Genomic DNA, 24,556 nt, shown 5'->3' on the forward strand with positions numbered 1-24,556 from the left:
GTGGCTTACCTGACTACTTGGCCTGACTACTTGGCCTGACTACTTGGCCATCCCCACAGGCTCGGCCGTCACCAGCAGGTTCGACTCGTAGCCACCCCGCGCCGCGTCGTACACGCCGGTGCAGGTGATCAGCGACAGCCGGTGCTCGCCCACCTGGTCGAAGGCCCCGCTGCGCGTCGCCAGCGCGTCCTTCGGCACGGAGACCACCGAGCTCACCCGGTACGACGCGCTGTGCCCGTCGCCGTGCAGCACGACGGTCTCCCCGACCTTGATCCGCAGCAGCCGCGCGAAGTACCCGATCCCCTCGGTCGCCGAGTCGACGTGCCCGGCCAGTACGACGGCCCCGAACGGATCGCCCGCCTGGGCGCCGCCGTCCCACCACCCGACCCGGCGCACCTCGGCGGGCACCACCAGTTGCCCGTCGACCGTCCGGGCCGGCAGGACCGCCGCCTTGGCCCCGCCCGGCAGCACCACCTCGGCCGGCACGAACCGGATCCGCTGACTGGCGGCCGGCGTACCGACTCTTGCCGGAGGCACCGATCCGGTCTCGGCGGGCGGCGGCCCCGTGACCGTACCGCCGCCCGCTCCGGGGCTCGGAACCGCTCCGTCCGACTGCGCGGCGCACCCCTCCAGGGCCACGCAGAGGACGAGAAGCAGTCCGAGCAAGAACCTCCTCAGCGACGGGCCACCTTCCGGACCGACACCAGCAACGCGCACCCGAGCAGCAGGCCGAGCGCGACCAGGGGCAGCGTCGACGGCCGCTCCTGCATCAGCGCGGCCGCCTGGCCGCCGGTCCCGGTGTCGACCATGCCGGGCTTGTCCGTGCCGGTGCTCGGCAGGCGGATCGTCCCGACCGCGACGTTCATGGTCTTCGAGTTCGGTTCACCGATCGCGAAAACCCGGGTCAGGTACCCGGCCTTCACCGGCAGCGACGCCGGTCCCAGAACGACCGGTCCGGACGCGCCGGCGGGAACGATCTCGACGGTGTACGTTCCGGCCGGAACGACTACGTCGAGTGATTCCCCGTTCGCCACGTTCGCGAACAGCACCTTGCCGTTCACCCGGATGTCGGCCGGCCCGACAGCGGCCGTGTGCGCGACCCGGACCGCGGCCTTGTCCTTCGGTACGGCGCTGAGCTTGTTCGCGTAACTGGTGATCACCGGCGCGGCGGTCGGCGCGGCCGGGCGGTGGATCACGATGTCCTGGTTGCTTCCGGCACCGACCGCGACCCGCCGGTCGACCAGCGTCTTCCCGCCTGCCACAGCGGTGATCCGGCGCTGCCCGGCCTTCACCGAGAACGGCCCGACGACCTTGGCCGCGGCGACCCCACGCGTCACGACCTTGCCGTCCACCTGGACGTCGACCGACTGGCCCGGCAGGCCCTGGACGACGTACAGCACGCCGCCGGAGGCCGCCTCGGCCTGGGTGGCGAGCACCGCGGGCACGGCGGCGACGATCACCGCGAGCGCCAGCGAAATCACCCTGCGATAATGCGGACCCGGAATTCTCGAAATACCCTCGGTCGTTTTCCCAGGCGTACCTACAACTGTTCGGAATTGCCTGAACACTTTCCGCTTCCGCATTTCCTGCCCCCTCGAAAAATCACCCCTGAGAATGCCTGACAAAGCCAATTCGGGCGTATCGTATGCGGAAGTCGATCCGGCCACCAGAGGAAGTGGCCGGGTCCTTGGGGGCGATGCAGCATGTCCGGACGTAGAAGGCTGGTAGGCGCCGCACTGGGTGTGGTGCTGATGGCAACAACCGCTTGCTCGGCCGAGCTGGCGGGACCGACTCCGCCCAGCCCCGGCCAGTTGCCGGCGGGCAGTGGAGGCGCGCCGGTGCAACCGCCGCCGACGGCCGAGGGCCCTGGCCTGACCGCGCCGGGGATCCGCCTCACCGCCGTACCGCGGGGTGACGGGAGCTTCGACGTCACCGAGGAAGTCATGCTCCGCGGTGCGACCGACACCTTGCAGCTGCGGTTGCCGCAGTCGGGCGAGCGCCTGCAGGGAATGATGGCCAGCACCAAGCCTGAGGCAACCAGTCTGCGGGTCGTTGCCGACGGCGACCCGGTGCTGCTGCCGGAGACCGACGTCAAGGCACCGCGGGACCTGTCGCTCAACACTTCGGCCACCGAGGTGAAGCTGACGTACCGGTTGAGCGGCTCGTCCGCGCGGAGCCTGCCGTCGCGGGTCGGGCGAGCGCTGGCCGCCATCAGCCCGCTCACCGCCGCCACGGACGGCACGCTGCCCACGAACCTCGCCGTGTCGGGTGGGGGTCTGCTGAACGCGGTCTGCCCGCTGATGACCGAGACGCGGTGCGCAGTGGGTGAGCCGCCTGGCTTGGGGATCCAGCAGGGGTTGCCGGCCGACCGGGCGCTCGCCGTACTGCAGCTGGATCTTCCGATGCAGCCCTGACCACACCCCGCCGCGGCCAGCCCTACTCTGTCCGTATGGCTGATCGGATCGCATTCGGTACGGCGCGCGCCCGCTGGGTGCTGGCGGCCACGGCTCTCGGCTCCGGCATGGCCTTCCTGGACGGCACGGTGGTCAACGTCGCGCTGCCGGCCATGGGCGAGGACCTGAACGCCGGCATCTCCGGGCTGCAGTGGATCGTCAACGGCTACATGCTGATGCTGGCCTCGCTGATCCTGCTGAGCGGTTCGCTCGGCGACCGGCTCGGACGGCGCCGCCTGTTCGTGGTCGGCGTGATCTGGTTCGCCGTGGCCTCGGCCATCTGCGCCGCCGCGCCGAACCTCGAGGTGATGATCGCCGGCCGTGTCCTGCAGGGGGTCGGCGGCGCACTGCTGACCCCGGGCAGCCTCGCGATCCTGCAGACCAGCTTCCAGCCCTCCGACCGCGGCAAAGCGGTCGGCGCCTGGTCGGGTCTCACGTCGGTCGCCGCGGCGGTCGGCCCGTTCGTCGGCGGCAGCCTGGTCGACAGCGGCTCGTGGCGGCTGATCTTCCTGCTCAACCTCCCGCTCGCCGCGCTCACCGTCGTGGTCACCTTGCGGCACATCCCGGAGACCCGCGACGAGACGATGGCCGGCAAGCTCGACCTGACCGGCGGCCTGCTGGCGACCCTCGGCCTCGCCGGACTGACGTACGGCCTGATCAGCGCGGGCGACCACGGCTTCGGCGACGCGATGGTGCTGACGGCACTGGCCATCGGCGTGGTGAGCCTGGCGGCCTTCGTCGAGGTCGAGCGCCGCAGCTCGCACCCGATGCTGCCGCCCGGCATCTTCGCCAACCTCCGCTTCACCGGCGCCAACCTGGTCACCGTCGTCGTGTACGGCGCACTCGGCACGGCCACGTTCCTGCTCGTCGTCTACCTGCAGACCGTGCTCGAGTACGACGCCCTCACGGCCGGCGCCGCGCTGCTGCCGATGACGATCCTGATGCTGACGCTGTCCGGCTACGCGGGCGGCCTGTCCGAACGGATCGGCGCGCGCATCCCGATGACCGTCGGCCCGCTCTTCATGGCCGGCGGGTTCCTGCTGATGCGGCGGATCGAGCCCGGCGTCGGGTACTTCTCCGCCGTGCTGCCGGGCGTCGTCGTCCTGGGGATCGGCCTGGTCTGCACGGTCGCGCCGCTGACCGCGACCGTGCTCAACTCGGTCGAGGACCACCACGCGGGGATCGCGTCCGGCGTCAACAACGCGGTCGCGCGGTCGGCGCAACTGATGGCGGTCGCGGCGATCCCGCTGGCGGCGGGCATCACCGGCGACTCCTACCGCGACCCGATGTCCTTCAAGGGCAGCTTCATGACCGCGATGGTGATCTCGGCCGTGCTCGCCGTGGCGGGCGCCGTACTGGCTTGGGTGACGCTCGGCGATCGCACTTCACGCCGTACGACGCCGGAAGCGGTGGCGACCCACCGGCACTGCTCGCTGGAGTCCCCACCGCTCTCGAACAGCCCGTCCAGGACACGGTGAAGGTCCGCGGCATCCGGGCAGGTGCGGTGCGGCCGGCCGTTCGTCGGGTAGCGCGGATCGACCCGAACAGCCGACATGTCGACAAATCGCACCCGGGCGACACTCGTTTCCTGTGAAACCTTTGGCGTTTTGACACAGTCGTGCTGTACGTTCGTACGCATGCTCTGGATCCGCGCTGCGTACGGCGCTCTGGCGATGGCCGTCGCCCTGGGTGTCGCCACCCTCATCCCCATCAACTGGCTCGCCGCGGTCGCGTGCAGCCTGATCGCGGTCGTCCTCCTCCGCCCCTGGCGCCGCACCGCCGGCTTGCGCCACGGCCGCGCGGTCGGCTTCGCCCACTTGGGCCTGACCGGCGGCCTCCGCCCTTTCCTGCTGGGCATCGCCGTGACCACCGCCGCCGCCGTCGTCACCTTCACCGCAGGCACCCTCGCCGGCTGGCTCACCTGGGGTCCCGTCGACCCCGCTCAGGTAGCCCTCTTCCTGGTCACCAACGGCGTCATCGCCGTGCTCCTGGAAGCCTTCCCCGAAGAACTGACCCTCCGAGGCCACACCTACACCACCCTCCGCGCCGCCCACCGCCCGTGGATCGCCGCCGTAGGCACCACGGCCTTCTTCCTCACCGTCCCCGCCCTCGCCACCCTCATCCAGTCCGCCCTGACCCTCGGCGCCCACAAGCCTTCCCTGGCTCCACCCGGCGAAGACCCCATCTCCTACTTCATCCTGCTCACGATCTTCGGCTTCACCCTGATCGCGGCCCGCAACGCCACCGGCTCCCTCTGGACCTCGGTCGGCACCCACCTGACCTTCCTCACCATCAACCGCCTCACCCTGTACGGCGAAGACCGCGACGCCGGCTGGTCGATGGACCTGGAGAGCCCCGACGCAATCCTCCTGATCCCCGCTTACTTGCTCATAGCAACGATTGCGTTCAAGGTGATCGGCAGAGCTCACAGTCCCCGGTAGTGCTTGCGGGTTTCCGGTGGGAAGTGCTCGAGGGCGTAGCTGAGCATCGTGCGGGGCATTCGTGCGGCGTACTGGTCGAGGAAGGCCAGCAGCTCGTCGGGCGACACCCGCTTGCCGGCTTCGCGGAGCATCCAGCCGGAGGCTTTGTGGATCAGGTCTTCGGGGTCGTCGAGGACCTGCGGGGCCAGGGCGTAGATGTCGGTGCTGTCGCCGGCGCGGATGAAGCGGTGGGTGGCTACGAGCGCGATTCGGCGGTCCCAGAGCAGGGGTGAGCGGATCAGGTCGTGCAGGACGTCGCCGGGGCGGTCGAGGAGGTGGCCGCCGACGATCTGGGGGGCGCTGCAGTCGACCAGGTCCCAGTTGTTGATGTGTTCGGTGTTGCGCAGGTAGAGGCCGAAGATCGCTTCAAGGTCCGCGGGGTCCGCCGTACGAGGCTTGAGCGCACGCTCGGCGCGATTGGCGAGCAGGCAGAGGACGGCCAGGCGGTGCTCGTGGACCGGGCTGTGCAGGGCTTCCTCGAGGTCGTCCAGCGGGAGCTCCGGCCCGTACGGCGTGATGATGCCGCGCAGGGTGGAGAGCTTGACGCCGATCATCACGTCGCCCTCGCCGTAGCCGCCGGGCTTGACCTGGAAGTAGCCGGACAGGATCGCCGCCGTCCCGGCGTCGGCGGCCGCGTCGATGTCGGCCAGCAGGTCCGCGACGGCCAGTACGGCGGATCGACGGGCCGGCATCAGACGATCAGGCCGCCACTGGCGCCCAGGTTCTGGCCGGTGAGCCAGCGCGAGTCCGGGCCGGCCAGGAACGCGACGACGTCGGCGACCTCGGCCGGTACGCCGATGCGACCGAGCGCGGCGAACGCGGCCGCGCGCTCAGCGGCCTCCGGCGGGTTCGCATCACGGAACATGTCGGTGTCGGTCGCTCCGGGCGAGACCACGTTGGCGGTGATCCCGCGGCCGCCGACCTCGCGGGCCGCGACCTTGGTGACCTGCTCGAGCGCGCCCTTGGTGGCGGCGTACAGCGAGATCCCAGGGCCCGGGACGCTCGTGTTCAGCGTCGACAGCGTGATGATCCGCCCGTTGTCGCGCAGCACCTCACCGGCCCGCTTGATCGCGAAGTACGGGCCCTTGAGGTTGGTCGCGACCATGGCGTCGAAGTCGTCGGGCGTGACGTCGGCCATTGCCTTCACCATCGCCCGCCCCGCGTTGCAGACCAGGACGTCCAGCCCGCCGAGCGGTTCGGCCGCTGCCTCGAAGACCGCCGGCAGCGCGTCGAGATCAGCCTGGTCGGCCTGTACGGCGTACGCCTGACCGCCGGCGTCCTTCACCGCGGCGACCACCTCGTCGGCAGCCTGGCCGGACGACGCGTAGGTGAAGGTCACCACGGCTCCGTCGGCGGCCAGCCGGCGCACGATCGCGGCGCCGATCCCGCGCGAACCACCGGTGACCAGCGCGGCCTTGCCGTCCAGGACTCCCATCACAGCTCCTTCTGCAACCGTCGCATCGTGGAGATCTCCTTGGTCTGGGTGACGCCGACGTCCTGCGCGAGCTCGCCGATCCGCAGGTCGGCGCCCTTCTCGATCGCCGTACCGCTCATCGCCACCGCGCCCTCATGATGCTTGATCATCAAGGTCAGGAACAGGGTGTCGAAAGCCTTGCCGCTGGAGTTCAAGAGCTTGCTCAGCTCGGCCGGCGTGGCCATGCCGGGCATGCCGCTGTGGTCGGCGTGCTCGACGTGCTCCAGCGCCGGCGGCGTCCCGCCGTGCTCGGTGAGCAGTTGCCGCATCGCCTCGATCTCGGGCTTCTGGCCGACCCGGATCCGGTCGGCCAGCGCCTTGACCTGCGCGTTCGCCGCGGCGGTCCGGGCCCGCTCGGCCATCACCAGGGCCTGGCTGTGGTGGATCATCATGTCGCTCAGGAACGTCAGGTCGTCGGGATCGGTCGTGGCCGCCGACGAAGGCGCTGTGGCGAGCGTTCGATTCGGGCCGCCCGGCGTACCGGGGACGATGACCGGGACGGTCGACGTCGGCGCCGGAGCGGCCGCGGGCGGGTCCGAGCTGCACCCCACCAGGGCGAGCCCCAGTACGGCGACCAGTGGCAGGGCGAAGTTCCTCACAGCACCTCACTCTTCGTGGCACATCGCTTCCCCACAGTGTCTATCACGCTTACCCTGAGGCAATCGATCGATTCAACTGCACAGAAGGGACCACGGCATGCGCCGCCCACGCACGCTCGCCCGTCTCAGCTTTTCCTTTGTCCTCGTCGCCGGCCTGACCGGTCTGGCCGGTGCCGCCTCCGCGGAGGTCCCCGCTCCGCCGGAGACCGGCGCGGCCAAGAGCGACAACATCACCCACCTGGCCAGTGCCCCGATGACCGGGCCGCTGGAAGGCGGGGTGAACACCGACATCGCGTTCGCCGGCAAGACGGCGTACGTCGGCAACTACTCCGGCTTCGCGGTCTACGACATCGCCGACCCGGCCAAGCCGCGGCTGGTCAGCCAGGTCTCCTGCCCGGGCAGCCAGAACGACATCAGCATCTACGACGGCCTGCTGTTCCTGAGCACCGACTCGTCCCGCAGCGACAACTCCTGCCAGAGCGTCGCGCAGTCGCCGACGATCAAGGAGTCGTGGGAGGGGATCAAGATCTTCGACGTCAAAGATCCCCGCAACCCGCGCTACGTCGCGGCCGTGGAGACCAAGTGCGGTTCGCACACGCACACGCTGGTCCCGGACAAGTCGAAGCGCTCGGTCTACGTCTACAACTCGTCGTACTCGCCGAACGCGACGTACCCGGACTGCCAACCGCCGAACGACCGGATCGACATCGTCAAGGTCCCGCTGCGGCACCCGGAGCAGGCCGCGGTCGTGGCCTCGCCGGTGCTGTTCCCCGACGGCGGCTTCCCGGGCAGCCCGACCGGCTCGGCGACCAGCGGGTGCCACGACATCACCGCGTTCCCGTCCAAGAACATCGCGGCCGCGGCCTGCATGGGTGACGGCCTGCTGCTGGACATCTCCAAGCCCGAACGCCCGGTGGTGATCGACAAGGTCCAGGACGCGGCCAACTTCGCCTTCTGGCACGGCGCCACCTTCAACGGCGACGGCACCAAGGTCGTGTTCATGGACGAGCTCGGCGGCGGTGGCGGCGCGGAGTGCAACACCGAGGTCGGCCCGAACAAGGGCGCCACCGCGGTCTTCGACATCAAGCACCGCAAGCTGCAGTTCCGCAGCTACTACAAGATCGACCGGCACCAGGCCGAGAACGAGAACTGCGTCTCCCACAACGGTTCGCTGATCCCGGTCAAGGGCCGCGACATCATGGTGCAGGCCTGGTACCAGGGCGGCTTCTCGGTCTGGGACTTCACCGACTCCGCGCACCCGAAGGAGATCGGGTACTTCGACCGCCCGCCGCGCGACCCGGCGTCGTTCGGCGGCTACTGGTCGGTCTACTACTACAACGGCGCGATCTACGGCACCGAGTCGGTGACCGCGTTCGACGTGTTCAAGATCAAGGACCGGCGCACCGATCCCGCCGAACGGGTGAAGCTGAAGGAGCTCAACGTCCAGACGCAGCCGGCGTTCCGGCGCTGATTCGAAACGTTTGTTGCCTAAGCGCTTACATCACGCTCCGGGGTCACTGGCGGTACAGCCATTGTGACCCCGGAGCAATCCGGCATACGGTGAGACCAGGGCTGTCACCCACCACGCCAGGACCGACCGGCGTTTCGCGGGGCTGCCCGGGGGAGAGACCGCCGTGAGCCAGCCCGATTCCCAGGACGGCGAGATGATCAGGACCACGTTCGACGCAGTCACCGAGCAGCTTCGGCCCGGTGTCGTGCTGGTCAAGCTGTCCGGTGAGATCGACATCGCCACCACCGACTTCGCCTCGGAGTCGATCCGGGCGGCGATCGCCCCGCCGGCGCGCAGCGTGCTGATCGACGTGTCCGCGGTGACGTTCTGCAGCTCGGCCGGCCTGGGCAACCTGGTCGAGGCCCGGCGGCTCGCCTCGCAGTACGGCATCGAGCTCGCGCTGGTCGGTGTCGGGCGGCCGGTCGACCGGCCGCTGACGATCACCGGGCTGGGCCAGGAGTTCCGCATCTTCGCCTCCGTGGAGGACGCCGAGCGCCAGGACGGCGCCGGACGATGACCGCCGTGGGGTACGCCGACCGCCTGAGGATCAACAGGGCGGCCGGCCCTCCGCGATGAGCCCGCCACCGGGCACGTTCCGGGATCTGGTGGTCATCGGCGCTTCGGCCGGGGGCGTCGAAGCCCTGCGCGAGCTGGTGAAACAGCTGCCCGTCGACCTCCAGGCCGGCGTACTGGTCGTCCTTCATGTCCCGGCAGGTGGCACCAGCGTGCTCGGCTCGATCCTGGACGCTGCCGGCCCACTCCCGGCCGAGCCGGCCCAGCACGGCGCACCGATCGAGCACGGCCACCTGTACGTCGGGTCGCCGGACCACCACCTGCTGGTCGAAGGTGACTGCGTCGTCCTGTCCGACGCGCCGACCGAGAGCGGTCACCGCCCGGCGATCAACGCGTTGTTCCGTTCCGCCGCACTGGCCCGGGGGCCGCTGGTCGCCGGGGTCGTGCTGTCCGGCGTACTGGACGACGGCGCTGCCGGCCTGGCCATGATCAAGGCGTCCGGCGGGCTGGCGATCGTCCAGGATCCCGACGACGCGGCGTACCGGGGAATGCCCGACAGCGCGCTGGCCGGCCTCGACGCGGACCACGTGCTGCCGGCGCGAGCGATCGGCGAGCAGCTGGCCGAGATCCTCGCCGTACCGGTCGAGCTGGCGCAGCCCGCGGGCCCGGGAGCGATGCAGCGGTACGAACAGGCGCTCGCCCGCAACGGATCTGAGGAATCGATGCCGGAACCGTCCGCCGACGCCGCCGGCCTGCTCTGCCCGGACTGCGGCCGCGAGCTGTCGATGCGGGACCGCGACGCCGAGGCCTTCCGGTGCCAGGCCGGCCACGCCTGGAGCGCGGACGCGCTGCTCGCGACGGCCGACCACCGGATGCAGGCGGCGCTGTGGACCGCGTTGCAGGCGCTCGACGAGAAGACCGCGCTGACCCGGCAGATGGAGGGAACGGCCCGCGACCGCGGCAGCGACGACCGCGCCGGCCGGTACTCTGCCTCCGGGCAGGAGACCGATGCGGCCGCCCGGTTGATCCGGGCACGGCTGACCTCGGGCCTGCCCGGGTCCGACAAGGATGGTGACCCCGCATGAGCCTCGACAAGGCGCTGCAGCTCGGATCCCGGACCATCGGCGACTCGATCGTCGTCCGGCCGCGCGGGGTGCTCGACGTGGCCACCGCACCGCGGTTGCGGACCTACCTGCTGAAGGCCGTGGCCGACCAGCCCGCGGCGGTGATCGTGACCCTGCAGGACCTCGTCCTCGCCCGGGCGTTCACGCTGAGCATCTTCACCGCGGTCGCCCGGCAGGCGGCGGACTGGTCCGGCGTACCGATGATCCTGGTGATCGGTCCGGGGCACGGTTCCGAGGTCCAGCGGCAGTCGAGGACGATCGCCCGGTTCCTGCCGGTGCACACCGAGCTGGCCGGCGCGCTGGCCGCGATCAACAGCCCGCCGGCCCGGCAGCTGACCCGGCTGCGGCTCGCCCCCAGCCCGCACAGCGGCGGCGTGGCCCGGCGGTTCGTCTCCTCGACGTGCGAGCTGTGGCGCTGCGAGGACGTCAGCGAGGACGCCGTGGCGATCGCCTCCGAGCTGATCGGCAACGTGGTCCGGCACGCCCACACCGACGCCGACCTGCGGCTCGAGCTGCGGCGTGAGCTGCTCACCGTCGCGGTCACCGACGGCAGCGCGCTGTTCCCGGTCCCCCGGCCGGCCAGCACCACGCGGGAGAACGGCCTCGGTCTCACCATCGTCACCACGCTGGCGTCCGCCTGGGGCGCCAACCCGACGTCCGCCGGCGGCAAGGTCGTCTGGGCGACGCTCCGGCTGCAGGGATCGGCCACGACGGCCGCGATCATCAACCGGCGCCGCAACGGGCAGTAGCGTGGCGGTGTGACCAACCAGCCCGCCGCGACCGCTGACGACGTCGAGGACCTGCTCGCCTACCTGCGCGAGTCCAGGGGCTTCGACTTCGGCGGCTACAAGCGGACCGGGCTGCTACGCCGGATCCAGCACCGGATGGGCCAGGTCGGCATCGGCAGCTACCACGCGTACCTCGACCTCCTGCAGGTCGACCCGAACGAGTTCACCGCGCTGTTCAACACGATCCTGATCAACGTCACGGGCTTCTTCCGCGACCCCGACGCCTGGGAACTGCTGCGGACCGAGGTGGTGCCGGCCCTGCTCGCCGAGCGCAGCCCCGGCGACCCGCTGCGGATCTGGAGCACCGGCTGCTCGTCCGGCCAGGAGCCGTACTCGCTGGCGATGCTGCTCGCCGACGAGCTCGGCCTGGACGACTACCTCAAGCAGGTGAAGATCTACGCGACCGACGTCGACGACGAGGCGCTGGCCCAGGCGCGCCAGGCGTCGTACTCGGAAGCCGAGCTGGCCGGGGTGTCCGACGAGCAGCGTACGACGTACTTCGAGCAGCGCGGCGACGCGTTCGTCTTCCACCCCGACCTGCGACGAACGGTGATCTTCGGCCGCAACGACCTCGTGCAGGACGCGCCGATCTCCCGGGTCGACCTGCTGCTGTGCCGCAACACGCTGATGTACTTCAACGCCGAGACCCAGCAGCGGATGCTGAACCGGTTCCACTTCGCGCTGGTCCCCCGCGGTGTGCTCTTCCTCGGCCGGGCCGAGATGCTGCTCGGCCGGAGCCGGCTGTTCGAGCCGATCGACCTGAAGCAACGGATCTTCCGCCGGGTCGCCAACCGGACGGCGCCGACCGGGCGACCTGCGGCCGAGCGGGCCGACCCCGAGAACACGAGCCAGCGGCTGCACGAGCACGCCTTCGCGGCCAGCCCGATCGCCCAGCTGGTGATCGGCGCCGACGACACCCTGGTCCTGCACAGCGAGCAGGCCGCGAGCCTGTTCGGGCTGACCCGGCGCGATCTCGGCCGGCCGATCCGTGAGCTGGAGGTGTCGTACCGGCCGCTGGCGCTGCGCGGTCACCTCGACCAGGTGCTCGCCGAGCGCAAGCCGATCCGGGTGTCCGAGGTCGAGTTCAGCCGCCCGGGCGGCGTCGTGCACTGGTTCGAGGTGCACCTGAACCCGCTCGTCGACGGCAGCGAGCTGCTCGGCGTCTCGGTGGTGTTCCACGACGTCAGCGCCACCCGCACGCTGCGGCTCGAGGTCGACCGGGTCAACCGGCAGCTGGAGAGCACGAACGCCGAGCTGCAGTCGACCAACGAGGAGCTCGAGACCACCAACGAGGAGCTGCAGTCCACGGTCGAGGAGCTGGAGACGACCAACGAAGAGCTCCAGTCGACCAACGAAGAGCTCGAGACGATGAACGAGGAGCTGCAGTCCACCAACGACGAGCTGCAGATCATCAACGAGGCCGTGCGGGAGCGCAGTACCGAGCTGAACGAGGCGAACGACTTCCTCGAGGCCGTGCTGACCGCCTTCACCGCCGGCGTGATCGTGGTCGACCTCGACCTGCTCGTCCTGGCCTGGAACACGGCCGCCCAGGAGCTGTGGGGAGTCCGCCGCGACGAGGCCGAGGGCCGGCACCTGCTCAACCTGGATGTCGGACTACCCGCGGACGTCCTGCGCCCGCTGGTCCGGGCCGCGCTCGACAATCCGGGCGAGCCACGGGAGGCGCGGATCGACGCGGTCAACCGGCGCGGCCGCGCGATCACGGTCCGGCTGCTCTGCAGCGGGCTGCTGGGTGCGGACGGAAATCAGCGCGGAGTCCTGTTGGTGATGGAGATAGTTGCCCCAGGTCCCTGATCTGACAGCTTGGATGTGCTTAGACTGCGCGCCATGACGCAACGGGGGCGCGGTCCTGGTCCGGGTGCGGTGGTGAAACGCCCCACCGTGCAGGACGTCGCGCGCGAGGCGGGCGTCTCGCCGTCGACGGTGTCGCGCGCCCTGCACACCAGGGGGTACGCCTCTCCCCAGGTCCGGGAGCGGGTCCAGGCCGCCGCCGACAAGATCGGGTACGTGCTCGACCACAACGCGCGTAACCTGCGCAGCCGGACGTCGACGTCGATCGGCGTCCTGATCTCCGACCTGCGCAACCCCTTCTACGCCGACCTCGCGGCCGGGATCGAGGAGGAGCTGCGCGCGGCGGAGTACCAGATGGTGCTGGTGAACGACAACGGCGAGGCGGCCGAGGAGATGCGGGCCGCCGAGACGCTGCTGGCGATGCGCGTCCCGGGCGTGATCGTCACGCCGGTGACCGCCGCCTGCCCGCGAATCCTGCAGAACAACGGCGTCCACGTCGTCTGCGCCGACCGCGAGCTCGGGCGGTCCGGCAGCGACGTCGTACTGAGTGACAACAAGGCCGGAGCGCGCGAGCTGACCGAGCACCTGATCGGCCTGGGGCACACCCGGATCGGCTTCCTGATCGACGAGACCAAGTGGTCCACGGGTGCCGGGCGGCTCGCGGGCTTCCGTGCGGCGCATGCCGATCACGAGCTCGAGGTCGACGACGAACTGATCGCGTACACCAGCTTCGACGCTGTCGCCGCGCAGCAGACGACGCGGGAACTGCTGGACGCGCAGGAGGTGACGGCGATCGTGGCGGCGAACAACGTGCTGGCCCAGGGCGCACTCGCCGAGATCAAGCGGCGCCGGTGGAAGATCCCGCGACGGATCAGCCTTGCGGCGTACGACGACGTACCGTGGATGTCCCTGGTCGAGCCCGCGCTGACCACCGTCGACCAGCACACGGTCGAGCTGGGGCGCAACTGCGCACGGTTGCTGCTGGCCCGGATCCGCGGTGAGCTCCCCGCCCGGCGGCGGATCGTGCGCGTCGTACCGAAGCTGATCGTGCGGGGGTCCACCGGGCCGCCTGGGCCGCCGTTGAGGGGATCAGGCAGACTTTGAGGGTGGTGGTTCCGACATCCACTGCCAGGAACGTCACCTTCAGGGCCCTAGACCGGTTGATGCGATAGCGTCCTGATCCCCGAAGCTAGGAATTGTCCATGGGCGAGAGCTCCTCCAAGATCATCGTCGTCGTCCCGACCTACAACGAGCGGGAGAACCTGCCGGAGCTGGCCAAGCTGCTGGCCGAGCTCAACCTGCCCGGGCTGCAGATGCTGGTCGTCGACGACAACTCCCCCGACGGCACCGGCGACGTCGCCGACGAGCTGGCCAAGGCCGCGCCGGAGCAGGTCGGCGTCCTGCACCGGACCGCGAAGGACGGCCTCGGCCGCGCGTACATCGCCGGCATCACCCGCGCGCTCGACGAGAACGCCGAGATCGTGATCCAGATGGACGCGGACCTGTCCCACCCGGCGTCGGTGCTGCCGATCATGGTGGAGACGCTGCGGACCACGGACGCAGGCCTGGTGATCGGGTCGCGGTACGTGCCCGGCGGGTCCGCCGCGGCCGAGTGGGCCTGGCACCGGCGGCTGCTGTCGGCCTGGGCGAACTTCTACGTGAACACGATCCTGCGCCTGCACGTCAAGGACGCCACCGCCGGGTTCAAGGCGTGGAAGGCCGACACCCTGCGGGCGATCGACGTCGGTTCGATCCAGAGCAACGGGTACTCGTTCCAGGTCGAGATGAACACCCGCGCGGTCCGCCGCGGCTTCCGGATCGCCGAGGTGCCGATCCGCTTCGAGGAGCGCACGCACGGGGCGTCGAAGATGAGCCTCAAGGTCCAGCTCGAGTCGGCGCTGATGCCGTGGAAGCTGCTCTTCAAGCGTTCCTGAGCCCTTTGTTTTCCAGCCGGTACGTCGCCACGACGTACCGGCTTGTTGGCGTGCGCCTCGAGTCTTCCCCGCGAACGCGGGAGGTTCACCCGTAGCCGAGCTCGTGCAAGCGCGCGTCGTCGATCCCGAAGTGGTGCGCGATCTCGTGCACGACCGTGATGTTCACCTCGTCGACCACGTCCTCGACGGTCTCGCAGATCGCGAGCGTCGGGTTGCGGTAGATCGTGATCCGGTCGGGCAGGACCCCGCCGTACCAGTTGCCCCGCTCGGTCAACGGGATGCCCTCGTAGATCCCGAGCAGGCCCGGCTCGCTCGGCGGCGCGTCGTCCTCGACGAACACCGCGACGTTGTCGAGCAGCGCGGCCAGCTCAGGCGGCACCTCGTCCAGCGCCTCGGCCACCAGCACCTCGAAGTCCGTGCGGCTCATCTCGATCACGACCCCAGCCTAGTGAGGCGCACCACAGGCTGTGGTTTCTGTGAGCGGTGCTGCTTGGCGGCTTTGCTGCGACAGATTCCTACCATGCCCGATTCCGCCGGCCCGACGCCTCGTAATCGGCGTTACCTGCTGCGGATACTGACGGCCATCCGGTCGCGTCCTGGCGGCCGTCCCCAGCTGCAGGAGATCGAGAACCACCCCGCAGGCGATCCGGGCGCAGGGCACCACATCCAGTACGAGGACGGGCTGTTCGACTCGACGCTGCCGGCGCCCGAGGCGACCCGTCGTACGGAACTGATGGCGGACTCGTTCAGCGCGTACTTCCTGACCCACGTGCTGCCGTCGCGGGTGCTCGCCTGGCTCTTCGAGAAGCAGCTCCCGCGGCTCATCGTGCCGGACGCCCCCACCGACGCAGCTGTCCTGGACGCCACCAAGAAGGCCGCCTCCTCCCTCAACTGACCGCCCTCCTCCTCTTCTCCGATCCTCCGGGCGGCCGCTCGGACCTCTCCACGCAGCCGCCCGAACCCTTCCCAACAACTCGTTTTGGACCTTCGCCGAGACTCCTCTATGCTTACTGCTGTCCCTGGAGCTTCGGCTCCCGCGGGTCCGAGTCCCCATCGTCTAGTGGCCTAGGACGCTGCCCTTTCAAGGCGGTAACGCGGGTTCGAATCCCGTTGGGGATACGGTCGAAAGGCCGATTAATTGAACAGCTTGAAGATGGTGTACCATCGTCGAGCATCCTGGCCCAGTAGCGCAGTTGGTTAGCGTGCCGCCCTGTCACGGCGGAGGTCGCGGGTTCGAGTCCCGTCTGGGTCGCCAGGAGAAGGCGGCGGATGTCCAAACATCCGCCGCCGCCTTTTCTCCCCGGTCAGGTAGCTCAGCTGGTAGAGCGTCCGCCTGAAAAGCGGAAGGTCGGCGGTTCGAGACCGCCCCTGACCACACATTTCTGAGCGTGGATCTCGGTCTGAGATCCGCCGACTCCCCCGCTAGTCCAGCAACAGGTCCAGCAACGTCACCCAGCGACTGACTGTGCAAGCTGGTCCAGCGCCTTCCGCTGATCCTCAAGCGACGCGTGCGCGTAGATCGCCATCGTCACCTGCACGTCCGCGTGACCGACGATCGCCTGCACGATGTGCGGCGGAACTCCAAGCCGTAGGAGCAAGGTCACACAGGAGTGCCGGAGATCGTGGAAGCGCATCTCCCCCAGCTCCGCCGTCACCCGCAGCGGGTACCAGTCCCTCCGCAGGTTGTCCGGCTCGATCGGCGTTCCGATCTCCGTCGTGAAGACGTAGCCGGTATCGACCCACCTTTTGCCGGCCGCGAGCCGCTCCTTTGCTTGCAGCACCTTGTGAACCCTCAGCGCTTCCAAGCACAGCTCAATCAACGGCACCGTCCGGCGAGACTTCCTGGTCTTCGGGGTGACCGCCCGCAATGCGCCGTCGACACGTTGCAGAGTGCGCCGGACATCCAGGGTCTTTTCGACCCAATCAATGTCATCCCACTTCAGCCCGAGCAGCTCGCCGCGCCGCAACCCCATGAACAGCGCCAGGACGAACAGCGCATACAGCCGCGTCGGCTTGGCTGCCTTCAACAACAGCCGGGCCTGGTCCTCGGTCGCTCCCCGATTGGTGTCGTACTGCGCGCCCTCTACCTGGACCAACTTGGCGACGTTGCGTTGCAGCACCTCTTCGCGCACCGCCGCCTGTAGAGCGTTCCGGAGAACAGCGTGAACTTGTTCCACTAGCCGATCCGATGGACGCCTCTCGCAGCAACGACCGATGGCGCAGCACTTCGCCCTGTCGCCTCGCCGCTTGTCGTATCCGTGCATGCAGCACAGACATGTGTTCCGAACCCGCTTGATGAGCAACCGCACGTCGGCACCCGTCAGCTTGTGGAGCTTCTTCCGGCCGAGATGGGGAATGAGATGCACCCGCGCCACCAGCTCGTAGCCCTGGTGAGTCTTGGGCTTCCGTGACGGCTTCACGATGTGCTCCAGCCAATACTTCAGGTAGGCGTCCAGGTACCAATTGGTCGCCTCGGCCGGAATGCCCTTGTCCGACTTCGCTTGGAGGTCGCGCAACTTCCGGACAACTACGTCCCTCGTCTTGCTCGACACCTCCTTTCGACGGTACGTCCCATCAGCCATCAGCAGGTAGGCGGATGCGACCCACAGTCCCCGACTCTCGCGCCAGTAGATCGAGCCGTCGCCATTTGATGCCTTCACGCTGCGGTCTCCTCTTGCTCCAGAAGCTCAATGGCTTCCTCCAGTGCCGCGACTCGGACGAGACGACGGCTGCCGATCTTGAGGGTCTTCAACTTCTTCGTGCGGATCAGGTCGTAAAGGGTCGACCGATGAATGCCGAGCCGCGCGGCCGCTTCTTCCGTGGTGATCAACAGCCGGTCCGCGTCAGCGATATGAACCGTGCTCATCAGTGGTGAAGCTCCGTTCTGTCCGGGCGTACTCATGCGCTCTCGCGGTTCGGGTGGATTACGTCGACCAGGGCGGGAACGGCCCTGGGGACCCAAGCCGTACCAGCCGTACCAGCCTCGTTTTGCCTGGTCAGGGTCGAGGAGGCTTGGTCGCTTGGTACGGCTTGAGCCGTACCAGTGGCGGAAGCCTCCTCGGGGCTGACCTGCGATGTTGAGGCTGGTACGGCTGGTACGGCTTCCCCAGCCGCTGGTTTCGGCTCGGGGCAGTAGCGGCTCCACGCGTCAGTGAAGTCGTTGCGGTGGTAGCCCTTGGCTTGGCCGGTGGGGAACCGGATCGTGTCGCTGCGGATCTCGAATTCCCGCAGCAGGTTGCCCATGCGCATCGCGGTGAGCCCGGCAGGGCCCATGGTCGCCCAGGGCGCTTCGGGGTCGCTGCGGAGCCGGTCGAGCAGCGTCTGGGTGGGCAGCGCGTCGGCGTCCTGAAAGGCCGTGCGGCAGTCGGCCAGGAGCCGCGACGGCATCGAAGTCTCATCGCCTGCATCGCGATCGCTGGTGAGCGCTACAGCGGCCTTCCTGGCAGCACGCGGCCACTGCCCGCCAGCCAGGTCGGCCACGGCAATCATGGGCTCCCAGGTGTCGGCCGCGCGGTCTTCCAACGGCATATCCGGCGTCGCCGCCCGCAGCTCGTTGATGTGGCCGGTGAGCCACTGGTTGAGCCGCTGGCGCAGCTCGTCCAGCTCGGGACCGTCGCGGCGGACTCGGTACGGCGCGACCTCCTCGCCCGATGCGCGGCGACGCATCCGGATCACGGCGGCGCGGTCCTCGATCGTGTCCGGCATCGCCCCGATCCCTGCCAGGGCAGCCATCGCGAACGTCTGGATCTTCTCCACCGACCGCGACCCAGCGTCGTACCGCAGAGCCGGGCGGTTGCGCTGGTGCCCGGCGTTCAGCAGACCGCGCAGGTCCTCGTTGTCGCCCGCCTTCGGGCCAAAGATCGTGTCCGCCTCATCGATCAGCAGCGTCGGCGGATCAGACGGCGCCATACCGATCGACCGGTAAACCGCCGACGGCGAGGCGTTGACGGTCATCAATGGCCGGTGACTCATCCCTTCGACCATGTCCAAGAGCCGCGACTTTCCACACCGCCGCTCGGGCGCTCGGATAACAAGCCGCGGAGCACAGTTCCACGCCGGAACAGCGTGCGTGGCAGCGATCCACAGCACGACTGCCGTGGCCGCTGACTGGCTCGGCAGGATGACGTAGCGGTCGATGGTGGCCGCCACCTGGTCGAGCAGCTCGGCACCGTCGACGAGCTCGGCGGAGTCGGCCTGGTCGTGATCGGGGGTGGTCATGCGGCGATCCCTTCGTCACGGAAACCGCCAGCGATGGCGGCCCTGATCTCTCGGGCGGTCTGGTCGGCCTGCTCTCCCACAGCGGTGAGCGCAGTAACGGCGGCGGTGTGGTCGAGCGCTCCGGCCGCGACCATCCGCGCGACGCCTCTCGCGGCCCCGTAGAGCGTCGTACGGCGCTTGCCTTCGGGTGCTAGCCGTACGGCGTCCAGATGCGCGCTGAGCAGCTTGTCGGGATGGGAGATGCCCCGCCCCCGCGTCGTGGTGATTCGGCCGGCACTAGGAGGCGCGCCCGTCACGGGCGGCGGCGGAAGACAGGCCGCGATGAGAGCGGGGGGCATCTCCACCGGGTCACCCGAGCCCTGCCGCCACTGATACGCCCGACCGGTCCGGTGGTGAATCGACGGTGGCATGACGACGTAGCCGCCGTCAGCCTTCACATCGATCCCCGGCCGCGACGGCATCGGACGAGACGGCATGTGCCGTCCGGGGTGGCGGTAGTACAGGTGCGTGCCCCACGAGCCCGTGAGGACCTGCAACGTGCGGGGTGCGATCCCCTTCACTGCAAGGTCAATCAGGCTGGGAGTGCCGCCGTGGTCAGGATCGACGTCGACCACCAGGAGGCCAGACACGGCGCCGGTACGGACGGCGAGCTGCCCGCCCGGAACGGCGGCGACGATCGCGGCGACGCGGGCCGGGTCGGTGGTGGCGGCGTAGAAGCCGTGGCAGGTGAGGTGCCCGCAGCTCGCGGGGTCGTGTTGGCCACCGGCAACGACCGGGCGGCAGGCGCGGCAGTTGGCTACCGGCCGCTTCGAGCGTCCGAGCATGAACACCGGCCAGCCACGTCCGGCCGCGTCGAGAGCGGCGGTCAGGATGTCGTTCATCGGGTGATCTCCCCTCGAGGTAGTTCTCAGCGGCGCGGTCACTTGCTCGCACCCTTGCTGGTCGAGTTGCTGCCCGCGCTGCGGGTGCGGCGGTAGTAGCTGATGACCTTGCGGCCGAACCGGACCCGCAGCCCGGAACCGTCGCACCGACCGCAGTGCCGGAACGCGTTGCCGAACGGGGACTTGAACTTGCCTGCGCCCTTGCAACGGCGGCACTTCCCGAACGGCCAGACGGCACAGGTGAACAGATAGAACGCGAAGACGGCGGTCACGATGAGTGCCACGGAGGCACCTTGGGCGACGCTGTGGGCGGTAGCGGTGAGGTCGATCGAGGCGCTACCCAGATAGCTACCGTGGGTAGCGGGGACCAAGGTGGCGGTAGCGGGTGTGCTGGACACGAGAAGCCTCCAGAAGGCTGTTTTTGGGCGTGAGGAGCCGTGACCGCCACCCGCTACGCGTGGATGAACGGCCTGGTCAGGTCTGGGTTGCGGGGTAGCGGGACGGGTAGCGTTGCCGCTACCGGTAGCGGCAACGCCGCTACTTCACCTGTCCCGCACCCCTTGTTGAGTTGGTTACTCTCTGTTGCCCGCGGCTTAGGTGTTGCGGCGGGCGATCGCGGCACGGATGTCGTCGGCCTTGGCGCCCTTGCGGGTCGCGCCGTCGCGCTTCACGTTGACGCTGGACACGTTCAGCCCGCGCGCCTGGGCGCTGATGGCGTCCGGGGTGGTGCCGTCGTACTGCTCGGGCATCTGGTCGGCTAGCCGACCGGCGATGGTGTCCCAGTGGGCGGCGGTGTCGGCGCCCATCACGGTCAAGATGTCGGCCAGGACGTCACGGCTACCGCGCTGCATCTCCTCACCTGCTGCCATGCCAGACAGCAGGCCGAGCCGTTCCCGCAGCACGCGGGCTGCGGTCAGGATCTTGTCCGCGTCGGTCGCGTCGGCCAGCTCGGTCCGCACGGTCGGGGTCGCGTCGGATGCGCCGTACAGGTAGCCGACTCCCCGGTACTCGTCACCGACCGGCAGGGTCGCTGCGTCGAAGCCTTCCTGGTAGGCGTCGCCGCCCAAGATGGCCTCGGACACGACCCGGTTGCCGCACTTCAGCGCGAACCGCAGTGTGTGGTTATCCCGGTACCGGTTGAACAACCGCGCCACGTCGCCCGCGCCGACCCCGGACGGCTTCTGCGAGCTGGACTCGATGATGACACCCGCCGATGGGCCGACGGCTTGGATGCGGGACAGCTTGGCTGCGATCTCCTTGTTGACCGCCTGGTCCTCGGTCTCGAAGTAGACCTGGAACTCTTCCATCACGAGCACCAGGACGTGCAGGTCCGGGTAGCGGGGATCGTTGTGGAGTTCCTCGGTGAGCTTGCCTTCGGGGCACAGCTCGACCGGCAGCGTGGTCAGGATGCTGTTCACGTGGTCAATGTGGGCAAGGATCTCGTCCAGGATGGCGCGGAACGTCTCGATCGGGTCGTCAGTGTTGGGGTTCGGGTGAGTGCCGAACACGATGCGGTGGGCAACCTTCTTGAACGCGAGCCAGTCCGGGGAGTTCTTGCCGTCGACCACGATCAGCCGCACGTTCGGATCAAGGGCCGCGTACAAGGCCAGTAGACGGGCGAAGTACGTCTTGCCCTTACGAGGCTGGGCGCCGACCAGCAGCGAGTTCCACATCAGCGACAGCTTGACCGGCGCGTCCCGCTCGTCGCGACCGATGATGAACGCCTTCCAGATCGACCGGCGCTTGCAATCCAGCAACGATGTCCGGCCCACCGGCACCGCGAGCGGGTCGCGGTCGGCCACGAACAGTGTGTGGCGACGCGAGCTGGTCTTGTCCGGGGTCAGGAACACCTGATTTACATGGACATCCAGGCCGGAAGCGATCTTCTCCCGGCAGTTCGCCACGTCGGTCCAGCCCTTGCCGTACGGGAGATCCACCAGCACCTGCGAGCCGTTGTTGCGCGCGTCCCTGGACATCTGCGACCCGAACCGCACCTCCTGGTCGGCACGGTCCGGCTTGCCGAGTCCGGCCGCGTAGTAGGCGCGCAGCACGATGTCTGAGTTGAGCTTGCGGAACCGGGGAGCGACGACCGCAGTACCGACCAGGGTCTGACCAGCCGGGCGGCCGTAGTGCGCGGCCGCAGCGACCAGACCGGCGCCAGCGAGGGCAACGGCGGCTGTAGGAGCGGCGTTGAGAGCGATCGGCGCACTGATGACCAGCCCGATGTTCTGGGCCGCGAGAACGCCGCCACGCCACAGCCGCGTTCGCTTGAGCTCGCGGTGGATCTTCTCCCACTCCTTCAGCTCGCTACCGTCTGCGGCCTTCTGCTCAAGGGCAAACGAGTTCGGCACCCACCACCAGTTGAGCTGGTTACGGGCCAGGCGGGCGAATCCGCGACCAGCGAACCAAGTCAGCTTGGCGCCGTACCAGGGCGAACGGACCGCGTGGAACGCAGCCACGTGACTTGACCGGGTCAGCGCGCGGCGGACCGTGGCGCGGAGGTTCTGCGGGAGCAGGTGCACCGGGATGATCGGCAGCCGCTCCCCCGGCGTCACCGGCACCGCTAGGCCCGGCGTATCGACCGGCACGAGCACCTTGCCCGCACCGGGGTCGGTGTCAGCGTCGTCGTCCAGGGCCACTTCGTAGGCCGTATCCATCCGCTCGACGTCGCCCGTCGACAGAGGCACCGTTTTGCCGGCATTCTCGTCCGGCGTCTGCGGAGTCTCGTCGCGGCGGGCGCGGTGCGCGTCCAGGTTGATCGGTTCGGGCACGTTCTCGTTGGAAAGCTCGCTCATGTCAATTCCCCTGGTTCTGATCGGGGCGGGCGTGGATGAGATGGGCCAGGGCAGCGCCCATGCCGAGCACGGCGACCGGCAGGCAGGCAACGACGGTCGTGATCTGCCACGGCGCCCGCGTCACTCCGGCCGCCTCCAGCAGGTGGTAGGCGACCTGACCAAGCCCGCCCAGCACGAGCGCGGACAGCGCCGACCACTTCGCGAACCGCCGAGCCGATGCCGGAACCTGCCCGGACAGCCAGACCCGCAGGGCGAACGCGGCGTACGTCTCTACACCGATCGGCAGCGTGATGGCGGAGTTGATCGTGAACCCGTCCGCGATCCCCGGTAGCGGGTGGACGACTCCGAAGCCGGTCAGGGTGCCGAGTCCGACCCAGCCGGACCAGACCGCGACGAACGCGGGCAGCGCCAGCAGTAGCACAGGCCACGACCGGACCGACCGAGCTGACTCGTTGGGCTCGCCGGACACTTCCGGAAGGGAAGCCGCGGGGACCACCTCGACTGCGCTGGACTCGGCAACGATCACCGGGTCTACAGGCGCCGTGACCTGCGGAGATGCCTCCCCCGCAGCCGCGCGGGGCATCTCATCGTTCGTCGGGTCAGCCCCAGTCTCGGGTGCGGACTCAACCGGGTCCGGGACTGGGTGCAGGTGCGTCCCGGTGGTCGCAGCGTCTTCCTCGATCAGGGCCAGCCGTACGGCCTTGGCCTTCTCCTTGCCGATCCGGAAGTGCTTCATCAGTCGGTTCTGTGACGGCACCGAGCCCGCCTGATCGGCCAGCTTGCGGGCGGCCGGGATCAGGTCTTCGACCGGTACCGGGTAGGTCGTACGCAGCGGGGTGCTCATGCGTTGATCTCCTTGCCTGCAAGGACGCGTTGAGCGTCGGCGAGGAAGCCAGTCAGGGCCCACAGGTCGCCGTAGGCGACAGCGGCGTCAGCCGTACCAGCCGGAGGAACGTCAGCAGTCACGAGAGCAACCACGAAGGCGAAGCGAGCCTCAAGATCGGCCGGGATCTCGACGGCGGCGTCTAGGCCGAGACGCTCGGTCCAGACCTCGTTCAGACCGGCCGGTCGACGGCGGTTCATCGCGCACCACCAGTGAGCAGCAGGGTCCAGCCGACCAGGTTGGTACCGGCGATGGTCGCGATCAGGGAGAGCTGCAACAGGCGGTGCTTGATCCAGCTCAACCGGCTCAGGACAACCGCCTGAGCGCACACCTCCCGAACCGCGCCTTCACCGTCCAGGCGGTCGACCAGGCCATCCGGGGAGTGATGGCGGATGGTGCCGAAGTACAGAACGCTGCCGTTGCTGTGCTTGGTGTGGCGGGCCCGCAGGATCGGCAGCACGACTGCGACGGCAGACAGAACCGCAGCAACCATCAGGAAGATGCCGATCGACACCACTACTCGGCCTGTCGCGCCGAGCCGATCGGGGTGGGCGAGGGTCAGGACACCGGCCAGCAGCGCGGTGTTCAAGGTGGCGACGAATCCGGCCTTGGTGTCGGCCTTGCCGATCGACCCGGCGACCGCGTCGTGAATGCGCCACGCCATCGCCAGTTCTCCGCCGTCAACCGGCTGAATCTGAGCGAGCGTCGCGAGGACCTGCGCACGGCGCAGGCGGTACAACTCGCTGTCGACAGAGAGCGCGTCGTCGGCTGCCTTGAGCTCCTGCAAAGCCTCGTGCGCAGGATCGACGCCGGTCATGCCGCGTCCTCCGACTCCGGCTCGTGGTCGGCCACCTCGCGGCCGATCTCCAACACCCGGCGCTGCGCCCGACGCACCCGGCGCCGGTCCAGCACCGACCCGGCCGGACCCGCGTTGATGAACGCAATCTCGGCGTCCAGTAGCTCCAATTCGGCCGCCAGCAGCGGCCATTCCCGCTCGATTCCAGCCAGATCAGCCGGGGTCGGCTCGTCGTCTTCGACGGGCGAAAGGTGGATGATGTTCACGGGTTGTGCTCCTCTACGCAATGGACTAGTGCG

General features: G+C 69.0%; 27 protein-coding genes and 3 tRNA genes. 14 read left to right on the forward strand and 16 right to left on the reverse strand.

The genetic code is table 11. The annotated features are described in order from the left end of the window. Positions 1-39: 39 nt before the first annotated feature. Positions 40-537, reverse strand: coding sequence for a class F sortase (locus tag ACLQ2O_RS21180; RefSeq protein ID WP_425833933.1), 498 nt, complete (start codon positions 535-537; stop codon positions 40-42). Between the two features lie 137 nt (positions 538-674). Next, complete coding sequence (locus tag ACLQ2O_RS21185; protein ID WP_425833935.1) at positions 675-1,481, reverse strand: DUF4397 domain-containing protein; 807 nt, start codon at positions 1,479-1,481, stop codon at positions 675-677. A 270-nt stretch (positions 1,482-1,751) separates the two neighbouring features. On the opposite strand from ACLQ2O_RS21185, the gene ACLQ2O_RS21190 reads away from it, so the two are divergent. From ACLQ2O_RS21190 to ACLQ2O_RS21200, 3 genes are all read left to right on the forward strand, one after another. Beyond that, on the forward strand, positions 1,752-2,414 hold the full coding sequence (locus ACLQ2O_RS21190; RefSeq protein ID WP_425833937.1) for a hypothetical protein: 663 nt from the start codon (positions 1,752-1,754) through the stop codon (positions 2,412-2,414). 35 nt (positions 2,415-2,449) lie between these two features. Then, positions 2,450-3,931, forward strand: a complete 1,482-nt coding sequence (locus ACLQ2O_RS21195) for an MFS transporter (RefSeq protein ID WP_425833939.1) — start codon at positions 2,450-2,452, stop codon at positions 3,929-3,931. A 159-nt stretch (positions 3,932-4,090) separates the two neighbouring features. Then, the gene (locus ACLQ2O_RS21200; RefSeq protein ID WP_425833941.1) at positions 4,091-4,894 is read left to right on the forward strand and encodes a CPBP family glutamic-type intramembrane protease; all 804 of its coding nucleotides are present in this window, start codon (positions 4,091-4,093) and stop codon (positions 4,892-4,894) included. On the opposite strand, the gene ACLQ2O_RS21205 is transcribed toward ACLQ2O_RS21200, so the two are convergent. From ACLQ2O_RS21205 to ACLQ2O_RS21215, 3 genes are read right to left on the reverse strand one after another with little or no spacing between them, the layout of a single operon-like run. Continuing rightward, positions 4,879-5,625, reverse strand: coding sequence for a DNA alkylation repair protein (locus tag ACLQ2O_RS21205; protein ID WP_425833943.1), 747 nt, complete (start codon positions 5,623-5,625; stop codon positions 4,879-4,881). The two genes, ACLQ2O_RS21200 and ACLQ2O_RS21205, sit on opposite strands and share 16 nt — an antisense overlap. Further along, positions 5,625-6,368 (reverse strand): SDR family oxidoreductase, encoded by a 744-nt coding sequence (locus tag ACLQ2O_RS21210; protein ID WP_425833945.1) that lies wholly within the window; start codon positions 6,366-6,368, stop codon positions 5,625-5,627. Before ACLQ2O_RS21210 ends, ACLQ2O_RS21205 begins: the two co-directional genes overlap by 1 nt. Continuing rightward, a complete protein-coding gene (locus ACLQ2O_RS21215) occupies positions 6,368-7,006 on the reverse strand; it encodes a DUF305 domain-containing protein (RefSeq protein ID WP_425833947.1) in 639 nt (212 codons plus the stop codon). The genes ACLQ2O_RS21210 and ACLQ2O_RS21215 overlap by 1 nt, the downstream gene beginning before the upstream one ends. Positions 7,007-7,103: 97 nt before the next feature. Between ACLQ2O_RS21215 and ACLQ2O_RS21220 the strand changes: the two genes are divergently transcribed. The 7 genes from ACLQ2O_RS21220 to ACLQ2O_RS21250 all read left to right on the forward strand — a co-directional run bounded on the left by ACLQ2O_RS21220 (position 7,104) and on the right by ACLQ2O_RS21250 (position 14,684). Beyond that, complete coding sequence (locus ACLQ2O_RS21220; protein ID WP_425833949.1) at positions 7,104-8,477, forward strand: LVIVD repeat-containing protein; 1,374 nt, start codon at positions 7,104-7,106, stop codon at positions 8,475-8,477. Positions 8,478-8,640: 163 nt separating this feature from the next. Further along, positions 8,641-9,033 carry an STAS domain-containing protein gene (locus ACLQ2O_RS21225; RefSeq protein WP_425833951.1) on the forward strand — a complete coding sequence of 131 codons (393 nt, stop codon included), beginning with the start codon at positions 8,641-8,643 and terminating at the stop codon, positions 9,031-9,033. 55 nt (positions 9,034-9,088) lie between these two features. Next, positions 9,089-10,114, forward strand: coding sequence for a chemotaxis protein CheB (locus ACLQ2O_RS21230; protein WP_425833953.1), 1,026 nt, complete (start codon positions 9,089-9,091; stop codon positions 10,112-10,114). Next, positions 10,111-10,902, forward strand: coding sequence for an ATP-binding protein (locus ACLQ2O_RS21235; protein ID WP_425833955.1), 792 nt, complete (start codon positions 10,111-10,113; stop codon positions 10,900-10,902). Before ACLQ2O_RS21230 ends, ACLQ2O_RS21235 begins: the two co-directional genes overlap by 4 nt. A 9-nt stretch (positions 10,903-10,911) precedes the next feature. Next, on the forward strand, positions 10,912-12,753 hold the full coding sequence (locus ACLQ2O_RS21240; RefSeq protein WP_425833957.1) for a CheR family methyltransferase: 1,842 nt from the start codon (positions 10,912-10,914) through the stop codon (positions 12,751-12,753). A 33-nt stretch (positions 12,754-12,786) separates the two neighbouring features. Beyond that, positions 12,787-13,854, forward strand: coding sequence for a LacI family DNA-binding transcriptional regulator (locus ACLQ2O_RS21245; RefSeq protein ID WP_425833959.1), 1,068 nt, complete (start codon positions 12,787-12,789; stop codon positions 13,852-13,854). Positions 13,855-13,952: 98 nt separating this feature from the next. Continuing rightward, positions 13,953-14,684 carry a polyprenol monophosphomannose synthase gene (locus ACLQ2O_RS21250; protein WP_425833961.1) on the forward strand — a complete coding sequence of 244 codons (732 nt, stop codon included), beginning with the start codon at positions 13,953-13,955 and terminating at the stop codon, positions 14,682-14,684. Between the two features lie 85 nt (positions 14,685-14,769). Here the strand turns inward: ACLQ2O_RS21250 and ACLQ2O_RS21255 are convergent, their stop codons facing one another. Further along, a complete protein-coding gene (locus ACLQ2O_RS21255) occupies positions 14,770-15,111 on the reverse strand; it encodes a metallopeptidase family protein (RefSeq protein ID WP_425834019.1) in 342 nt (113 codons plus the stop codon). 93 nt (positions 15,112-15,204) lie between these two features. Between ACLQ2O_RS21255 and ACLQ2O_RS21260 the strand changes: the two genes are divergently transcribed. The 4 genes from ACLQ2O_RS21260 to ACLQ2O_RS21275 all read left to right on the forward strand — a co-directional run bounded on the left by ACLQ2O_RS21260 (position 15,205) and on the right by ACLQ2O_RS21275 (position 16,059). Next, positions 15,205-15,579, forward strand: coding sequence for a hypothetical protein (locus tag ACLQ2O_RS21260; protein ID WP_425833963.1), 375 nt, complete (start codon positions 15,205-15,207; stop codon positions 15,577-15,579). A gap of 151 nt (positions 15,580-15,730) precedes the next feature. Continuing rightward, a tRNA-Glu gene (locus ACLQ2O_RS21265) sits at positions 15,731-15,803 on the forward strand. A gap of 59 nt (positions 15,804-15,862) precedes the next feature. Further along, positions 15,863-15,939, forward strand: a tRNA-Asp gene (locus ACLQ2O_RS21270). A 47-nt stretch (positions 15,940-15,986) separates the two neighbouring features. Then, a tRNA-Phe gene (locus ACLQ2O_RS21275) sits at positions 15,987-16,059 on the forward strand. Between the two features lie 73 nt (positions 16,060-16,132). On the opposite strand, the gene ACLQ2O_RS21280 is transcribed toward ACLQ2O_RS21275, so the two are convergent. From ACLQ2O_RS21280 to ACLQ2O_RS21325, 10 genes are all read right to left on the reverse strand, one after another. After that, positions 16,133-17,344 carry a tyrosine-type recombinase/integrase gene (locus ACLQ2O_RS21280; RefSeq protein ID WP_425833965.1) on the reverse strand — a complete coding sequence of 404 codons (1,212 nt, stop codon included), beginning with the start codon at positions 17,342-17,344 and terminating at the stop codon, positions 16,133-16,135. Beyond that, a complete protein-coding gene (locus ACLQ2O_RS21285) occupies positions 17,341-17,550 on the reverse strand; it encodes a helix-turn-helix domain-containing protein (protein ID WP_425833967.1) in 210 nt (69 codons plus the stop codon). The genes ACLQ2O_RS21280 and ACLQ2O_RS21285 overlap by 4 nt, the downstream gene beginning before the upstream one ends. A gap of 32 nt (positions 17,551-17,582) precedes the next feature. Then, complete coding sequence (locus ACLQ2O_RS21290; protein ID WP_425833969.1) at positions 17,583-18,902, reverse strand: DUF3631 domain-containing protein; 1,320 nt, start codon at positions 18,900-18,902, stop codon at positions 17,583-17,585. Then, positions 18,899-19,825, reverse strand: coding sequence for a bifunctional DNA primase/polymerase (locus ACLQ2O_RS21295; protein WP_425833971.1), 927 nt, complete (start codon positions 19,823-19,825; stop codon positions 18,899-18,901). The genes ACLQ2O_RS21290 and ACLQ2O_RS21295 overlap by 4 nt, the downstream gene beginning before the upstream one ends. Continuing rightward, positions 19,822-20,067, reverse strand: a complete 246-nt coding sequence (locus ACLQ2O_RS21300; protein WP_425833973.1) for a hypothetical protein — start codon at positions 20,065-20,067, stop codon at positions 19,822-19,824. The genes ACLQ2O_RS21295 and ACLQ2O_RS21300 overlap by 4 nt, the downstream gene beginning before the upstream one ends. 309 nt (positions 20,068-20,376) lie before the next feature. Then, positions 20,377-22,578, reverse strand: a complete 2,202-nt coding sequence (locus tag ACLQ2O_RS21305) for a cell division protein FtsK (protein WP_425833975.1) — start codon at positions 22,576-22,578, stop codon at positions 20,377-20,379. Between the two features lies 1 nt (position 22,579). Next, a complete protein-coding gene (locus ACLQ2O_RS21310; protein ID WP_425833977.1) occupies positions 22,580-23,422 on the reverse strand; it encodes an ABC transporter permease in 843 nt (280 codons plus the stop codon). Further along, complete coding sequence (locus ACLQ2O_RS21315) at positions 23,419-23,661, reverse strand: hypothetical protein (RefSeq protein WP_425833979.1); 243 nt, start codon at positions 23,659-23,661, stop codon at positions 23,419-23,421. Before ACLQ2O_RS21315 ends, ACLQ2O_RS21310 begins: the two co-directional genes overlap by 4 nt. Beyond that, the gene (locus ACLQ2O_RS21320) at positions 23,658-24,278 is read right to left on the reverse strand and encodes a Pycsar system effector family protein (protein ID WP_425833981.1); all 621 of its coding nucleotides are present in this window, start codon (positions 24,276-24,278) and stop codon (positions 23,658-23,660) included. Before ACLQ2O_RS21320 ends, ACLQ2O_RS21315 begins: the two co-directional genes overlap by 4 nt. Continuing rightward, the gene (locus ACLQ2O_RS21325) at positions 24,275-24,523 is read right to left on the reverse strand and encodes a DUF6284 family protein (RefSeq protein ID WP_425833983.1); all 249 of its coding nucleotides are present in this window, start codon (positions 24,521-24,523) and stop codon (positions 24,275-24,277) included. The genes ACLQ2O_RS21320 and ACLQ2O_RS21325 overlap by 4 nt, the downstream gene beginning before the upstream one ends. Positions 24,524-24,556: the final 33 nt, after the last annotated feature.

It is taken from the genome of Kribbella sp. DT2, assembly GCF_049844575.1.
In the GTDB taxonomy this organism is placed as follows: domain Bacteria; phylum Actinomycetota; class Actinomycetes; order Propionibacteriales; family Kribbellaceae; genus Kribbella.